This window comes from Streptomyces sp. NBC_00554, from assembly GCF_041431135.1.
Taxonomy (GTDB): domain Bacteria; phylum Actinomycetota; class Actinomycetes; order Streptomycetales; family Streptomycetaceae; genus Streptomyces.
The window spans coordinates 5776829-5792598 of record NZ_CP107799.1 but is presented as its reverse complement, the minus strand read 5'-3'; the positions used below and the strand labels follow the sequence as shown (position 1 = coordinate 5792598).

The 15770-nt window shown below is 70.0% G+C and carries 13 protein-coding genes; 6 read left to right on the top strand and 7 right to left on the bottom strand.

Annotated features, from left to right (window positions below):
* Positions 1-653 precede the first annotated feature (653 nt).
* Entirely contained in the window at positions 654-1652 is a 999-nt protein-coding gene (locus OG266_RS25580) for an RNA polymerase sigma factor RpoD/SigA (protein ID WP_266460152.1), read from the bottom strand.
* A gap of 173 nt (positions 1653-1825) precedes the next feature.
* On the opposite strand from OG266_RS25580, the gene OG266_RS25575 reads away from it, so the two are divergent.
* On the top strand, positions 1826-2344 hold the full coding sequence (locus OG266_RS25575; RefSeq protein WP_371548642.1) for an N-acetyltransferase family protein: 519 nt from the start codon (positions 1826-1828) through the stop codon (positions 2342-2344).
* Between the two features lie 36 nt (positions 2345-2380).
* On the opposite strand, the gene OG266_RS25570 is transcribed toward OG266_RS25575, so the two are convergent.
* Positions 2381-3148, bottom strand: coding sequence for a dioxygenase (locus OG266_RS25570; RefSeq protein ID WP_371552948.1), 768 nt, complete (start codon positions 3146-3148; stop codon positions 2381-2383).
* Between the two features lie 201 nt (positions 3149-3349).
* Between OG266_RS25570 and OG266_RS25565 the strand changes: the two genes are divergently transcribed.
* Entirely contained in the window at positions 3350-3853 is a 504-nt protein-coding gene (locus OG266_RS25565; protein WP_371548639.1) for a MarR family winged helix-turn-helix transcriptional regulator, read from the top strand.
* 176 nt (positions 3854-4029) lie between these two features.
* On the opposite strand, the gene OG266_RS25560 is transcribed toward OG266_RS25565, so the two are convergent.
* Positions 4030-5577: an MFS transporter gene (locus OG266_RS25560; protein ID WP_266460145.1), complete on the bottom strand. Its 1548-nt coding sequence runs from the start codon at positions 5575-5577 to the stop codon at positions 4030-4032.
* A gap of 161 nt (positions 5578-5738) precedes the next feature.
* Complete coding sequence (locus tag OG266_RS25555) at positions 5739-6383, bottom strand: TetR/AcrR family transcriptional regulator (RefSeq protein WP_266460144.1); 645 nt, start codon at positions 6381-6383, stop codon at positions 5739-5741.
* A gap of 273 nt (positions 6384-6656) precedes the next feature.
* Here OG266_RS25555 and OG266_RS25550 point away from each other — a divergent pair, with 273 nt between their 5' ends.
* Both OG266_RS25550 and OG266_RS25545 read left to right on the top strand, forming a co-directional pair.
* Entirely contained in the window at positions 6657-7931 is a 1275-nt protein-coding gene (locus tag OG266_RS25550) for a M6 family metalloprotease domain-containing protein (RefSeq protein ID WP_266460143.1), read from the top strand.
* Between the two features lie 210 nt (positions 7932-8141).
* Complete coding sequence (locus OG266_RS25545) at positions 8142-9845, top strand: IclR family transcriptional regulator C-terminal domain-containing protein (protein ID WP_371552947.1); 1704 nt, start codon at positions 8142-8144, stop codon at positions 9843-9845.
* 64 nt (positions 9846-9909) lie between these two features.
* Here OG266_RS25545 and OG266_RS25540 read toward each other — a convergent pair whose 3' ends face one another.
* The 3 genes from OG266_RS25540 to OG266_RS25530 form a co-directional block, all read right to left on the bottom strand.
* Positions 9910-11100 carry a flavin monoamine oxidase family protein gene (locus OG266_RS25540; protein ID WP_371548638.1) on the bottom strand — a complete coding sequence of 397 codons (1191 nt, stop codon included), beginning with the start codon at positions 11098-11100 and terminating at the stop codon, positions 9910-9912.
* A gap of 175 nt (positions 11101-11275) precedes the next feature.
* The gene (locus OG266_RS25535; protein WP_371548636.1) at positions 11276-12391 is read right to left on the bottom strand and encodes a sensor histidine kinase; all 1116 of its coding nucleotides are present in this window, start codon (positions 12389-12391) and stop codon (positions 11276-11278) included.
* 23 nt (positions 12392-12414) lie between these two features.
* A complete protein-coding gene (locus tag OG266_RS25530; RefSeq protein WP_371548634.1) occupies positions 12415-13134 on the bottom strand; it encodes a response regulator in 720 nt (239 codons plus the stop codon).
* A gap of 401 nt (positions 13135-13535) precedes the next feature.
* Here OG266_RS25530 and OG266_RS25525 point away from each other — a divergent pair, with 401 nt between their 5' ends.
* Positions 13536-13679, top strand: coding sequence for a hypothetical protein (locus OG266_RS25525; RefSeq protein WP_329547106.1), 144 nt, complete (start codon positions 13536-13538; stop codon positions 13677-13679).
* A gap of 126 nt (positions 13680-13805) precedes the next feature.
* Positions 13806-15584: an ABC transporter ATP-binding protein gene (locus OG266_RS25520; protein ID WP_371548633.1), complete on the top strand. Its 1779-nt coding sequence runs from the start codon at positions 13806-13808 to the stop codon at positions 15582-15584.
* Positions 15585-15770: the final 186 nt, after the last annotated feature.

Genomic DNA, 15770 nt, shown 5'->3' with positions numbered 1-15770 from the left:
CCCGAGGGCCGGAAGCCGGGGCCGTCGCGTCGGCTGAGGCGCGTGCCGCAGCCGTCGCGTCGGCTGAGGCGCTTGCCGCGCGTTTGGTACCGCTCACAGACGGCAGGTTATGCCCCTGTGGCAGAATCTGCCATTCGGGTCACCCCGGGGTTCAGGTTCGGGGTGGCCCGTCAAACAACCTGCCCGGAAACAGCCTCCCATGCGCGAGCCACCCGGGCCTCCGCCCCTGTCCACGCGGCATGCGGCACTCCTCGTCGGGCAGGACCACACGCACCCCGCCGCATGCCCCGCACCCCGGACAAAAATGGAGCCGAGCCCCGGCGCCAGGGGGGGGGAAGGCGCCGGAGCTCGGCTCTGGAAGAGTCCCGGCGCGGGGGGGGTGTGCGTCGGGACTCGGCTTAGGGGGGCCAAGGGCGTATGCCCGGGGCCCTGATGCCTAACCCTGGGCCCTGAAGTCTTGTTCCCAGAGCCCAGCGAGTTGAAGCGGCCTTAGACGGCCATGTCCGGTCGACTTGTGGCCGACATCTGTCGGTTCCGAAGCGCCGGGCAAGGTCCGACCGGGCGATGCGGCGAGGATCCGAGCCGTAGGGACCGTACGAACCCTACGGACCTGACGGACCCTACGCCGAGGACCGCCCCCGCACGGGGACGACTCACGCCGCCGCGTCGAACCCGGTGTCACGTGCCAGCTTCTTCAGTTCGAGGAGCGCGTGCTTCTCGATCTGGCGGATGCGCTCGCGCGTGAGGCCGTGCTCCTTGCCGACCTCGGTGAGCGTGCGCTCCCGGCCGTCCTCTATGCCGTACCGCATCTTGATGATGGAGGCCGTGCGCTGGTCGAGGCGGCCGATCAGGTCGTCCAGCTCCTCGCTGCGCAGCAGCGTCATCACCGACTGCTCGGGAGAGACCGCGGAGGTGTCTTCGAGGAGGTCACCGAACTGGGTGTCTCCGTTGTCGTCCACCGCCATGTTCAGCGAGACCGGGTCGCGGGCCCAGTCCAGGACGTCGCCGACGCGCGCCTCGGTCGTGTCCAGCTCGGCGGCGATCTCCGCGTGCTCGGGCTCCCGCCCGTTCTTGCGGTTGAACTCGCGCTGCACGCGCCGGATCCGGCCCAGTTCCTCGACCAGGTGGACGGGGAGGCGGATCGTGCGGGACTGGTCCGCGATGGAACGGGTGATGGCCTGACGGATCCACCAGGTGGCGTACGTCGAGAACTTGAAGCCCTTGCGGTAGTCGAACTTCTCGACCGCGCGCACCAGGCCCGCGTTGCCCTCCTGGATCAGGTCGAGCAGGGGCAGGCCGCTGCGCGGATAGCGCCGGGCCACGGCGACGACAAGGCGCAGGTTCGAGCGGATGAAGACGTCCTTGGCCCGCTCGCTCTCGGCGACCAGCGCCTCCAGCTCCTCGCGGGACGCGTCCGCCTTGGCATGCTCCCCGCCATCGAGGATCTGCCGTGCGAACACACCCGCCTCAATGGTCTGGGACAGCTCGACTTCCTTGGCGGCGTCGAGCAGCGGTGTACGCGCGATCTCGTCGAGGTACATGCCGACCAGGTCGCGGTCGGCGATCTCGCCGCCTACGACGCGAACACTGCGTGCGCGGTCGCTGGTCTCGCCGGAGGCGGACTTACGACGGGCGACGGCACGGGTTGCCATGCGTGCTCCCTTGCGATGGTGGGCTTGCGGGTCGGTCCGGACACTTGGGCTCACCCTCCAACGGGTGCCCTGCATCCGAAGGAAACAACGACTGGAATCCGGACAGAATTCCCAACCCGCCCCTCGATTTTTCTGATCATGCAGTACCCTGTGCCGCCACAGAGAGGTGGCAGATGACATCAGAACGTATAGATGTGCAGGTCAGGCCGGGATTCGAGGGTGACCTCGAGGCCCTCACGGCCATCTACAACCACTACGTGCGTGAGACGCCCATCACATTCGATACCGCTGTCTTCACTGCGGAAGAGCGTCGCTCGTGGCTGCTCTCCCACCCTGAAGACGGACCACACCGACTGATGGTTGCCGCCGACGCGAACTCACAGGCGATTCACGGGTACGCCACCAGCAGCCCGTTCCGCGCGAAACCGGCGTACGCCACCTCGGTCGAGGTCACGATCTACCTCGCCCCCGACGCGGCAGGCCGCGGCATCGGCACCCTCCTCTACAAGGCCCTCTTCGAGGCCCTGGCCGACGAGGACCTGCACCGCGCCTATGCGGGCATCGCCCAGCCCAACGAAGCGTCCGAGCGGCTGCACGAACGCTTCGGGTTCCGGCACGTCGGCACGTACCGCGAGGTGGGCCGCAAGTTCGGCCGCTACTGGGATGTGGCCTGGTACGAGAAGGAACTCTGACCCGCCAGGCACGGGCTGGGCTGGGCTGGGCTGGGCTCAGCCGAACTGCACCGACCGCTTCGCCATCCCCATCCAGAACCCGTCGATCACCGACTTCTGCCCGTCCAGCTCGCCGGCCGCGTCCGCCGCGCCCATGGTCACGAAGAGGGGCGCGAAGTGCTCGGTGCGCGGGTGGGCGAGACGGCCCGCCGGGGACTTGCGCTCGAAGTCGAGCAGCGCGTCCACGTCACCGGCGTCCAGTGCGCGGTGGCCCCAGTCGTCGAACTCGCTCGACCAGGACGGCACGCCGCCGCCGGTGTGCCGCAGGGCCGCGAGGTTGTGCGTGAAGAAGCCGGAGCCCACGATCAGGACGCCCTCGTCGCGCAGCGGCGCCAGCCTCCTGCCGATCTCCATCAGCCGGACCGGGTCGAGGGTCGGCATCGAGATCTGCAGGACCGGGATGTCGGCCTCGGGGAACATCTCGACGAGCGGGACGTACGCGCCGTGGTCGAGTCCGCGGTCCGGGATGTCCTGCACCGGGGTGCCGGGGGCGCGCAGCAGCTTCCGTACGGACTCGGCGAGTTCGGGGGCGCCTGGAGCCGCGTACCGCACCTGGTAGTAGTGCTGGGGGAAGCCCCAGAAGTCGTAGACGAGGGGGACGGTCTCGACGGCGCCGAGGGCGAGAGGGGCCTCTTCCCAGTGGGCGGAGACCATCAGGATCGCCTTGGGGCGCGGCAGGCCGGCGGACCAGTCGGCGAGCTGGCCGGGCCAGACCGGGTCGTCGGCGAGCGGCGGGGCACCATGACTGAGATAGAGGGCGGGCATGCGCTCCAGCGGGGCACGCTCCTCGGTGGCGACGGACGTGGCAGCGGACACGGCGGCGGCTCCCTCCCAACGGGTTCGATCACACGCCCTCGGGCTTCGATCAGCGACCCGAAGGACTCGATACTTGAACTCTCAATATCAACATCTCACCTTAGTCCCCATTTGTTTAATTTTCAAGAAGGGGCTCGTACAGTGGAGTACATGAACACGGCATCCGCTCAAGAGACGCGCTGGCTCACCGACGAGGAACAGCGCACGTGGCGCGCCTACATGCACGCCTCCACACTCCTCGAGGACCACCTCGACCGCCAGCTCCAGCGCGACGCGGGCATGCCGCACGTCTACTACGGCCTGCTCGTGCAGCTCGCCGAGGCGCCGCACAGGCGGTTGCGGATGACCGAGCTGGCCATGAACGCGAAGATCACCCGCTCCCGCCTCTCCCACGCGGTGGCCCGCCTGGAGAAGAGCGGCTGGGTGCGGCGCGAGGACTGCCCCTCCGACAAGCGCGGACAGTTCGCGGTCCTGACGGACGAGGGCTACGAGGTCCTGAGCCGGACCGCGCCGGGCCATGTGGCCGCCGTACGCCAGGCCCTCTTCAACCGGCTCTCCCCCGACCAGCAGAAGGCCCTCGGCGAGGCCATGCGGATCATCGCCGAAGGGCTCCAGCCGAAGGACGCGGGCGCGGACCTGCCCTGGCTTCGCTAGAGCTCTCTCGTGGGGAGCTCTCGCGCGGCAGGGCGGCAGGGCGGCAGGGCCCGGACGCGGGTCCGCCCCGGCTCCGATGAACTCGGAACCGGGGCGGACCCTGGGATTCGTACGGGCGAGGCGTCCCCACCCCGCGCCCGTACGCGAAGTACCCGGAATGCCGGCGGTACGGGTGATCAGTGGGCGATCACCGGCACCTTCACCTCGTCCTCGGCGCCCTCGCCAGCACCCTCGCCGGAGGCCGAAGTGACGTCCGGGCGGCCGGTGTTGATGAGGGTCGCGGCGACCGTCGCGGCGAGCACGAGGATGCCGACGGCGAACCAGATCGCGTTGGTGTAGCCGTGCACCTGGCCCTCGAGTTGGACCAGCTGCTGCTGGGCCTGGGAACCGGCGCCGCCGATGTGGTCCTTGATGTACGAGGTCGTCGCCGAGGCGGCGATCGTGTTCAGCAGGGCCGTACCGATCGCGCCGCCCACCTGCTGCGAGGTGTTGACCATCGCGGAGGCGACACCGGCGTCACGCGGCTCGATGCCGAACGTGGCCAGGGACATGGCGGGCATGAACGCCGTACCCATACCGAGACCGAGCAGCACCATGCCGGGCAGGATCACGCCGGCGTACGAGGAACCGATCTCCAGCTGGGTCAGGAACAGCATGCCGAGCGCGGCGACCAGGAAGCCCGGGCCCATCAGCAGGCGCGGGGCGACCCGGGTCATCAGCCGGGTGCCGATCTGGGTGGAGCCCACCATCATGCCCGCGATCATCGGCAGGAAGGCGAAGCCGGTCTTGACCGGCGAGTAGCCCTTCACGATCTGCAGGTAGTAGGTCAGGAAGAGGAACAGGCCGAACATCGCGATGATCGCGAGGCCGAGCGAGAGGTAGACGCCGCCGCGGTTGCGCTCGGTGATGACACGGAGCGGCAGCAGCGGGGCCTTGACCCGGGACTCGGTGAAGACGAACCCGGCGAGCAGGACCACCGAGGCGGCGAACAGGCTGAGCGTCACGGAGTCGCCCCAGCCGTCGGACTCGGCGCGGGTGAAGGCGTAGACGAGCGTGACCAGACCGAGGACGGACAGGACGACGCCGGGGATGTCGAGCGGCGAGCGGTTGCGGCCACCGGCCGGCTCACGGATGACGAAGTACGCGCCGACGGCGGCGATGATCGCGAACGGGATGTTCACGAAGAACGTCCAGCGCCAGTCGAGGTACTCGGTGAGAACGCCGCCGAGGATGAAGCCCACGGCACCGCCACCACCGGCGATCGCGCCGTAGATGCCGAACGCCTTGGCGCGCTCCTTGGGCTCCGTGAACATCACGGCGAGCAGCGAGAGCGCGGCGGGCGCGAGCAGCGCGCCGAAGGCACCCTGCAGGGCGCGGGCGCCGAGCATCATCGCCTCGTTCGTGGCCGCGCCGCCGATGGCGGACGCGCCTGCGAAACCGATCAGACCGGCGACAAAGGTGCGCTTGCGGCCCCACAGGTCGGCGATACGACCGCCGAAGAGCAGCAGACCACCGAAGGCGAGGGCGTAGGCCGTGATGACCCACTGCCGGTTGCCGTCCGATATCCCCAGGTCCTGCTGGGCGGAGGGCAACGCGATGTTCACGATGGTGGCGTCGAGGACGACCATCAGCTGGGCGAGCGCGATGAAGGTGAGCGCTTTCCAGCGGTTCGAATGTGCTGATCCGGCGTCGGACATTGCTGTCGACTTTCCTGTTTCAGACATGGGGATACCCACTCCGGGACTTCGTAGCGAAAATAAGGATGAGAAGGATGAGAGAGAGTTCTGAGTACTGAGGGACTTGGTTCTGCGGTCTTTTGAGGTCTGCAGTCTTCTGAGGTCTGAGGTCTGAGGTTCTGACCGGCGCTCCGCGCGGGACTAATCGCTCACGCTCGTCGCATGTCCTCCACGGTCGCGGCCACTCCGGTGAGTTCGGAGCGGGCCGGAGCCCGCATACCGTCCAGGAACAGCTGCAGGTGACGGTGTACGAAGCGGTCGATGCCCTGGCACGCCCCACCGGGCAGCGGCCTGGTGAGCTGGGTGACGGCGATCATGAGGTCGCCGAACTCGACGTCGGGGCGCAGTTGGCCGGACTCGCGGGCGCGGGCCATGAGCTCCTCGATCAGTCCCGTGGTCCGGTCGCGCGCGGCGACGAGGTCCGGGTGGTTCTGGTCGAAGCCCTCGGAGAGCATCGGGCACAGGGCGCCGATCCGCTCGTCCGCCGAGAAGTGCACGAAGTCGCTCAGCGCCTCGAAGGCGTCGCCCCCCGCGGCGATCGCCGACTCGGCCCGCTCCGACGTGCGGTCCATGACCGAGCAGACGACCTCACGTGCCAGTGCGTCGCGGTCGGGGAAGTTGCGGTACACCGTGGCGTTGCCGACACCGGCCCGGCGGGCGATCTCGTCGAACGGCACCTCGGGGCCGAACTCGACGAACATCTCGCGAGCGGCGGCGACGATCCGCTCCCGGTTGCGCAGGGCATCGGCGCGCGGCCGGGGCACTCGACGCTGCACTCGGGTTGCGGTCTCCACGGCGTACTCCTCGTAGGTAGTTGGACGGCCGTTCACGTAGATGACGGCCGGATTGCGATCCGGGGATTCACTCCCCGCTTCGCTCGGACACATGGCTAAACGGGGAAACGATCCCCGGTTATTTCCTACCTTCGATGTGACCTGAGTCACATCTCCTCCGGCAAGAAACCCACGATCGGACTCGTCCAGCGCGCGCCCGCGCACCCCTCGCCACAGGGTGATCGAAAGGGTGCAGCCGGTGACCGGCGGCTGCCGTCGAGCGAAGGGGTCCGTATGCCGCCGACCAGCCGTCGGATACGCCCGCGCCGCGTGGTCGCGCTCGCCTCGGTGGCCGTTCTGACGCTGGCGGTCAGCACCTCCGCCGGCACCGGACATCTGACGGCGGGCTCCACGACGGCGGGCTCCATCGCGCTGGCCCGCTCCACGGCGCTCGGCCCCTGCATGATCAACGGCGCACTGGGCGTACAGATGGGCGAGGGCGTCCCGACGCCCCCCGGGTACGCCCGCTCCACCGGCACCGTCCGCGCCCTCACCCTGATGATCGACTTCTCCGACGCGCACGGCCAGGGCAGCGCGCTGGACCGCCTCGCGGAGTTCTTCCCGCAGACCCAGGAATGGTTCAGGACCGGCTCCTACGGCCGCCTCGACTACCGTCCCGAGACGCCCGTACGGCACTGGCTGCGGATGCCCAAGCCGTTCAAGGCGTACGGCATAGAGCGCGGCGCGCCCTTCGACCCCGGGTACCGCGAACTGGTCCAGGACATCGTGGCCGCCGCCGACCCGACCGTGGATTTCAGCTCGTACGACCTCCTGAACGTGCTGGTCACACCGAACGCCGGGCCCTCCGCCCTGGACACCGTCCTGTCCGTGACCTTCGCCGGCAACACCGAGGCACCGGTCGCCGACGGCGTCGCCGTCTCCAACGCGTCCTTCGTCTACAGCCGCCAGGACGACGGCTCCGGCTCCTACGACGAGACGGGCTACCGGGTACTCCCCCACGAGAACAGCCACACCTTCGGCCTGCCCGACCTGTACACCCAGGACGGCGGGGGCGCGGTCGGGCACTGGGACATCATGAGCGAGGACTGGGGGGCCGGGAACGATCTGCTCGGCTGGCACAAGTGGAAGCTCGGCTGGCTCGACGAGACGCAGGTCGCCTGTGCGGCGTCGCCCGGCACCACCGAGTACACGCTCACCCCGCTGGCCAAGCCCGGCGGCGCCAAACTCGTCTTCGTGCCGACCAGCAGCAGGACGGGGTACGCCCTGGAGCTGCGCACCCGCGACGGCAACGACGCCGCCGTCTGCCGCCCCGGCATCCTCATCTACAAGGTCGACGCGAACATCGACACCGGAAACGGCCCCGTCACCGTGTACGACTCCCACCGCGACAGCGGCGGCTGCACCCGCTCCCCCAACGTCCACGCGGAACTCTCCGACGCGCCCTTCACCCCCGGCGAGTCCTTCAAGGACCCCAAGACCGGCGTCGCGATCACGGTGACGGGAGTGGATCTCTCAGGGAACTACCGGGTGTACGTCACCCGACGCTGAGCCGGCCGGGCCCGCTGCTGCGCCGGTGACCTGCTCAGGACCTGCTGAGGTGGCCGGGCAAGCACTACCGTGTCTCTTCTGAGAGCCGCAAACGGAGAGCCCATGCCATCGAACGTCGTGCCGGCACCCGAGGACGAGAACGAGGACGGGAACGGGAGCGAGGACAGTAACGAGGACGGGAGCGGCAACGGGAGCGCAAGCGGAACCGTGATGACCGGGACCGTCGTGCCCGCGGAGGCCGTCGCCCCCCTCATGCGCGGTATCGCCGTCCTGCGGCGGCTGACCGTGGCCGACGGTGTGTCCAGTCTCAGCGGGCTCGAGCGGGCCACCGGGCTCGCGCGTTCCACCGTCGACCGGATCACCGCCACGCTCGCGCGCATGGGGTACGTACGACTCGACGGCCGGGACGCCGTACTCGCCCCGCGTCTGATGGAACTCGGCAACGCCTACCTCGGCGCCCTCCGCCTCCCCCGTCTCCTGGACGCGCACGCCGACGCCCTCGCCGACGAGCTCGACGAGTCGGTGTCCCTCGCCGTCGGTGACCGGGACGGCATCCGCTTCATCCACCAGGCGACCCGGCGCCGCGCCATGTCCCTGAGCTTCCGCATCGGCGACCTGCTGCCCGCCGAACGCACCGCCCCCGGCCCGCTGTTCGCCACCGAGTGGGGCGAGACGGAGTGGGCGCGGTGGCACGAACGCCGGGCGGCCGATCCGGAGGACCGGGGGTTCCCCGCCGTACCGGCACGGAGCCGGCCGTTCGCCGAAGTCCCGTCCGGGCCGGGCGAGTCGGGGGACCGTGATCGAGCGACCCGTGGCGCCCCGCCGGTCCAAGTCGCCACCGTTGGCGAGGACTTCGAGGTGCGTACGGACGAGGCCCGGAAGGACGGATGGTCGCTCGACGACCAGCTCATCGAGCCGGGGCTCGTCGCCCTTTCGCTGCCCGTACGGGCGGATGGGCACATCGCCTGCGTGGTGAGCGTGGTGAGCCACACCAGCCGGCACACCGCAGCCGGCCTGCGGGACACGCTGCTGCCGCGGCTGCGGGTGGCGGTCGCCGCGATGGAACGGGAACTGCGCGAGGCCCCGCCCGCCGTACCGGCCGCTCCTTCCGGCCTCGCCGCCTGGACCGGCGCCTCCAAGCAGGAACTGGGCCGGGAGTTCATCGAGTCGCTGGCCCGCGGCCTGACCGTGATCACCTCCTTCGGCGAGGGCCGCGCCGAGCTGACCCTCACGGAGGTCGCCCAGGCCACCGGCCTCGCCCGCGCGACCGCCCGGCGCGCCCTGATCACCCTGGAACACCTCGGCTACGTCACCACGCACGGCCGCGTCTTCCGGCTCACTCCGCGCGTCCTGGGCCTCGGCTTCCCTCCGCTGTCCCGGACCTCGCTCCCCGACATCGCGGCCCCGCACCTCACCGAACTCGCGCACCGGCTGCACGAATCGGCGTCGCTGGCGGTCCTGATCGGCGACGAGATCCAGTACACCGGCCGCGTCGCCACCACCCGCGTGATGAGCGTCAACATCACCGTCGGCACCCGGCTGCCCGCGTACGCGACCTCACTCGGCCGCGTACTGCTCGCCGACCTCCCCGACCCCCACCTTCCGGAACTGCTCCCGCTGACCCCTCGTACGATCACGGATCCCGCACGGCTGCGGGCCGAACTGGACCACGTACGGGAAGCCGGATACGCCCTGGTCGACGAAGAGTTGGAGTATGGGCTGCGCTCCGTCGCCGTTCCGGTGCGGCAGCGCGGCGGGCAGGTCGTCGCCGCGGTGAACGTCGCCCTGCACAGCAGCCGCCGTACCGCCGAGGAGTGCGTCCGCGACATCCTGCCCGAACTCCACGCCACAGCCGGCCGGATCGAGGCGGACCTGCGGGTCGCGGGCAGCTTCAGACGCGTACCGCTGGGCTGACTTCGGAAGAGGGCCATGAGGGCTATGAGGGCTACGAAGGCTATGAAGGCTATTGGGAAGAGGCCTATTTTGCGGGCCGGCCCAGCCGCTCGAGCAGTTCGGTGGCGGTCTCCTTGCCGCTGTCGTGGGAGTAGTCGACCTGGTCGGTGATGACGCCGGCCCAGAAGAGGGTGTCGTTGACCGGCTCGTAGATCTCCCGGGCGCCCGGGGCGTCCTCCTCCGAGAAGGCGGCGCGGGCGAACGGGTCCTTGGCCCATTCGTGCTCGATGACCTTGACGGGTTCGAGCCTGCGGTCGCCCGCCACGCCCCGGATCACGTCGAGGACTTCCCGGTGCCGGCGGTCGGCGGGCAGCGCCAGCAGGCGTCTGGCCTCGCCCCCGTCCGCCCCCATATCGACGACCTGCCCCGAGAAACCGGGCACCCCTTTGGAGGCGTTCCACAGGTACCACGGCACGCCGGCCTCGACGATGTCGTCGGCGTCCTCCGGGATCACCGGCCTGGCGAACTCCATGAGGACCTTCGACACCACGACCGGCCGTACGGCCCTGAAGGCGTCCACCTTCGCGGCCGGCAGCGCCGGGGAGAACTCGACGGCGCCGGCGGCCAGTACGGCGACCGGCAGGGCCACCACCACCGAGCGGGCCCGGTAGGTGACGGGGCGCCCCTGCCGCTCGGCGTGGACGACGACTCCGGCGGTCGAGTGCTCCACGCGCCTTACCACCGTGCCGAGTTGGATGGACAGCTTGTCGGCGAGAGGGACAAGGACCTGGTTGTAGCCGCCGATGACGCGGAAGTTGACGTAGGAGGGTTCGGCGGGTTCGGTGCTCTTGTGCCAGGGGCCGCCCGGTCGCGTACGGGAGATCGTGACGGTGTGGCCGTGGGTCTTCAGTCCCTGCTCGCGGACCAGTTCCCAGGTCGAGGCCATCGTGCCGTGGATGAACTCCGGCCCGCGCTCGACCGGTACCGACATCGTGCTCCGGTCGGTCCACATGCGGCCGCCGATACGGTTCCGGGCCTCGACGACCACGACTGACTTCCCCGCGTCCGCCAGCACCCGGGCGCTGCTCAGCCCGGCGACTCCCGCACCGATGACGACGACATCGAGGTCGGCGCCCCGGCTTCCTCCCCCGTTCGGCGTCGCCGGGGCGGCCCGTACCGCGTCGGCCGAGCACGCGGCGAGAGAGCCGGCCACGAGGCCTGCTGCGGCACCGATGAGGATGCCTCGACGGCCTACCAGGGGGCGTTCGTTCTGCACGTCGTCTCTGCCCTTCCATTCGTGAACGGTGTGCGCGCCGCTCGTTGCGCGTGCCGTCCACGCTGGTCGACCAGGCGTTCAGACCGCCATCCCCCGACCGGCGGTCGGACCCCCGCCGGTCGGGGTCGCGGGGTCTGTTAGGTGGCCTGCCGTCGGTGTCGATCCGGCCGGCTGTTCAGGCGGTGTGGGTGGGCAGGCGCAGCCGGACCCGGTAGCCGCTGTCCTCCGTCGGTCCGCTCTCGAAGGTGCCGCCGAGCAGTTCGGCGCGTTCTCGCAGGCCGATAAGGCCTTGCTGGGAACTGGGCAGGGCGAGAGCGGGGCGGGTGGGGGCGGTGTTGGTGACGGTGACCTCTGTGCCCTGGCCGGTGCGGCGGATCTCGATGCACGCGGTCGCTCCGGGGGCGTGCTTGCGTACGTTGGTGAGCGCCTCCTGCACGGTGCGGTAGACCGCCCGCTGGCTGGGCGCGGCCATGTCCGTCGTGGGCCCGACGCCGCTGAACTCCACGTCGATACCGCTGTTCGCGATCAGCTGCTCCAGCTGGGCGAGGGTGGGCTGTGGGGTGAGCTCGGTCGCTCCGCTGCCGGAGGCACGCAACAGGGTGACCATGTGGCGGAGTTCGTCGAGGGTGGCGACGCTCAGGGTGCGGATCGAGTGGGCGGCCTCGCGGCTGGGGGCGTCCTTGGAGGCCACTTGCAGGGCGCCGGCCTGCACGGCGATCAGACTCACCTGGTGGGAGACGACGTCGTGCATCTCGCGGGCCAGCTGGGCGCGTTCACGGGCCAGTACGGCCTGGGCGTGCAACGCCCTCTCGTGCTCGCGCGCTTCCTCGATCTCCGCGAGCCGCTGCTTCAAGTCGCGCCGGGCCTGGACGAGTTGTCCCACGAGCACGGGCGCCAGCGTGGCCGCCAGGAGATATCCGAAGTAGATCAGCGTCCATGTGTTGCCCGTCTCGGCGAACCCGTCCCCGTCCAGCGGCCATGGGAGGGCCAAGGCGGTGGCCGAGACAACTGCACAGCCGGCCAGGAGTCGGCGGTTCCGGGAACGCTCGGCGAGTGTGTACAGGACGGCGATCGGGGCGACCACGACTTCCAGGACCAGGGTGGCGGGCAGAGTCAGCGCGAACACCGTCAGCGGGAAGCGGCGCCTGAAGGCGAGCGCGGCGCAGGCGACGGCCGCCAGGACCAGGGCGGTGGGCGAGACGGTCTCCATGTTGACTGAGGCGTCGAAGGCGGCGAGAGCGATGAGGCCTGCGTTCCGCACCCAGGCAGGGATGGCCGGCACGGCGGGCATGGCGGGCACGGACCATCGGCGCATTACGCGTCGCCCGCCTTGTGCCTCGCGTCCCTCGTGTGGTGTGTGTCGCGCGTGTGGCTCGCGTCCCTCGTGTCGTCCAGCAGGCCCGTGCGCTGGGCGATGAGGGCGGCCTGGACCCTGCTGCCGACGCGGAGCTTCGTGAGGATGGCGCTCACGTGGTCCTTGACGGTGCCGGCGCTGAGGTGGATCCGGGCGCCGATGTCGGCGTTGGAGAGGCCCTCGGCGATGAGGGTGAGCACCTCCCGCTCCCGGTCGGTGAGCCGGCCCACCCGGGTGGCTTCCGCCGTGTCGACCGGCGCCGGACCATTGGGCCGTTCCCGCAGGACCGCACGGGATGCCCTCGGCGAGAGGACGACGCCGCCTGCCGCCAACGTCCGTACCAGCTGCGCCAGTTGGTCGGGTTCGGTGTCCTTGAGCAAGAACCCGGCAGCTCCGGAGTGCAGTGCGGTCATGACGTACTCGTCGGTGTCGAAGGTCGTCAGCATCGCCACCACCGGAGCCACCGGCAGCGCCTGCAACTCGGCGAGCACGGTCAGTCCGTCCACGTCCGGCATCCGGATGTCGAGCAGGACGACATCGGGGTCCTCACGGCGTACCGCATCGACCGCCTGAGCACCGACCGTGGTGGCGACGACCTGGATGTCGTCCGCCGAATTCAAGATCAATTCGAAGCCGGACCGAACCAAGGCCTCGTCGTCCACCACAACTACCCGGATCACAGTCGTTCCTTCGCACTCGTACGGCGGCTCGCGACCGCTGGGCTGTCGACCCTAGGCCGTGACCGGCGCTCCATGGGTCCGGCGGTGGTCGAGGGCAGTCGACCGGCGGGCCCGTTCCAGCCGGTTGGGGGAAGTGCGCGACCACTGGGTGGCGGGGGTGGTCCCGCTGGTCGGCGGAGTGATCCGAGACGGACGGAGCGGTGGGATGGGGGCACAGGCCGACACCGTGAAGAGGGAACGTGCATGAACACAGCGAGGCTCAGGGCTGCGACGGCGCCGGTCGGCGCCTCGGCAGCAGGAATCGGCCGTACGTCGGCAGCAGTAACCGGCCGTACGCCGGGGGCAGTTGCCATGCTGTCCGGCAGCGGAGCTGCCAGGGGTGCCGGCTCGGCGGGGGTCAGGTGAACGGGCACCTCGGTGGCGGTGGGGAAGCCGCCCTCATCGTGTTCCTGATGGCGGCCGGGATCCTGGCCGTTCTCCGCCCGGATCTGTACGCCGGGACGGCCCGGCACATCGCCGATCTGCTCGCAGCGCCGGCCCGCTGAGCAATTGACGGGACCCATGCAGAGCACGTTCCTGAACACCGCCTCCGCGTCTCCGCACCGCAGCGACCCGCACTTCTGCCACCCAACGACACCCAGCGGCACCCGCCCTGGCCAAGGAGTCCGACGATGACGAGCGCCCGCGCAGAGCGTCGTGCGCGGTGGTCGAACGCTCGCCTGTTGTGGTCGTTCGTTCGCCCCTACCGCGGACGCCTCCTGCTGTCCCTGCTTCTCGGTCTCGGTGTGACCGCCGCTTCGCTGGCCACGCCGATGGTGACGAAGTGGGTGCTGGACTCGATCGAGTCGCCGGCCTCGATCGCGGGTCCGGTGATCGTTCTGCTGGCGCTGCTCGTGGTGAGTGCGGGCCTGGGGGTGGTGCAGTGGGTGCTGCTCGGCGCCCTGGCGGAGAACGTGGTGCTCGACGCGCGGCGTTCGCTGGTGTCCCGCTTCTTCCGGTCCGTGCTGGGCGATCTGCACACACGGTCCAAGGGCGAACTCGTCACGCGCGTCACCTCCGACACCGTGCTGCTGCGGGAGGCGGCGTCATCGAGTCTGGTGAACCTGGTCAACGGAACCGTCTCGCTGGTCGGCACGATCGTGCTGATGGCGGTCCTCGACGTGCCACTGCTGATCAGCACACTGCTCGCGATCGTGCTCGTCGGTGTCCTCGCCGCTTCCCTGATGCCGCGGATCGCCCGCGCGCAACGCGAAGCGCAGGAATCGGTCGGACAGCTCGGCGGCCTGCTCGAAGGCGGTGTCGGGGCGATGCGCACGGTCAAGTCGTCCGGCGCGGAGGAGCGTGAGATCTCCCGGATCATGGGCCACGCGGACGATTCGGCCCGCCACAGCATCCGAGCGGTCAGGACCGAGGCCATCGCCTGGTCGGTCGCCGGCTCCGGAATGCAGCTGGCCGTCATCGCCATCCTCGCGCTGGGCGCCTGGCGGGTCAGCACCGGAGGCCTCGAGGTCTCCACCATGATCGCGTTCCTGCTGTACGCCTTCGGTGTCGTCGAGCCGATCACGGAACTGACCGAGGACCTGACCCATATGCAGGCCGGCGTCGCCGCCGCGGAACGGCTCCGGCAGGCCGAGGAGATCCGCACCGAGGACGTCACCGCCGGCGCGCCGGTTCCGCCGGGCGTGGACGGCGAGCAGCTCATCACCCTCAACGACGTGTCCTTCACCTATCCCGGCGCCGCGGAGCCCGCCCTGCGCGGACTGACCGCGGCCATCCCCCGCCGCGGGCACATCGCGATCGTCGGACCGTCCGGGGCGGGCAAGACCACCGTCATGTCGCTGCTACTGCGGTTCGTCAGCCCCGACCACGGCACCATCACCATGAACGGGGCACCCTACGAGAGCCTCGCGATCAGCTCCGTACGGCAGCGGATCGCCTACGTCGAACAGGAATCCCCTTTGCTGCCCGGCACAGTTCGCGACAATGTCGCGTACCGCCACCAGAACCTGACCGACGACGAGATCTGGGCCGCCCTGACCGCGGTGCACCTCGACGAGACCGTACGACGCCTCCCGGCCGGCCTCGACGAACCCGTGACCGGCACCAGCCTGTCCGGCGGTCAGCGGCAACGCATCGCCCTGGCCCGAGTCATCGTGACCCCGCCCGACCTGCTCCTCCTCGACGAAGCGACAGCCCAACTCGACGGCCTCACCGAGGCCGCCGTACACGAGGTCATCTCCCGCATCGCTCAACAGGGCACCGTCATCACCATCGCCCACCGGCTCTCCACCGTCATCGACGCCGACACCATCCTGCTCCTGGCCGGAGGAACCCTGCGCGCCGCAGGCACCCACACCGACCTCCTCGCCCACGACGACCTGTACCGAAAACTCACCACCACACTGAAGATCACCACACCCGCCACGACCGAGCCCGCCGGACAGCGATGAACCTGCGCCAGCGGCGAACACTGTCCGACGACCACGAACCCGGGGGCGTCACCACGACCGCCGGGGCGCCGGGGAACGAGGGGGAGGGCACGACCGCCGGGGAACGGGGGAAGCCCGGAGCGACCCCGAGCCGGTGCCCCGCCGAGCTGATCACCTACCCCCACCCCAGCCGCCCCACCACCCAGC

Excerpts from the sequence above, each read along its gene's own strand:
- OG266_RS25580 (WP_266460152.1), bottom strand. The coding sequence starts at position 1,652 with ATGGCAACCCGTGCCGTCGCCCGTCGTAAGTCCGCCTCCGGCGAGACC.
- OG266_RS25575 (WP_371548642.1), top strand. The coding sequence starts at position 1,826 with ATGACATCAGAACGTATAGATGTGCAGGTCAGGCCGGGATTCGAGGGT.
- OG266_RS25570 (WP_371552948.1), bottom strand. The coding sequence starts at position 3,148 with ATGCCCGCCCTCTATCTCAGTCATGGTGCCCCGCCGCTCGCCGACGAC.
- OG266_RS25565 (WP_371548639.1), top strand. The coding sequence starts at position 3,350 with ATGAACACGGCATCCGCTCAAGAGACGCGCTGGCTCACCGACGAGGAA.
- OG266_RS25560 (WP_266460145.1), bottom strand. The coding sequence starts at position 5,577 with ATGTCTGAAACAGGAAAGTCGACAGCAATGTCCGACGCCGGATCAGCA.
- OG266_RS25550 (WP_266460143.1), top strand. The coding sequence starts at position 6,657 with ATGCCGCCGACCAGCCGTCGGATACGCCCGCGCCGCGTGGTCGCGCTC.
- OG266_RS25545 (WP_371552947.1), top strand. The coding sequence starts at position 8,142 with ATGACCGGGACCGTCGTGCCCGCGGAGGCCGTCGCCCCCCTCATGCGC.
- OG266_RS25535 (WP_371548636.1), bottom strand. The coding sequence starts at position 12,391 with ATGCCCGCCGTGCCGGCCATCCCTGCCTGGGTGCGGAACGCAGGCCTC.
- OG266_RS25520 (WP_371548633.1), top strand. The coding sequence starts at position 13,806 with ATGACGAGCGCCCGCGCAGAGCGTCGTGCGCGGTGGTCGAACGCTCGC.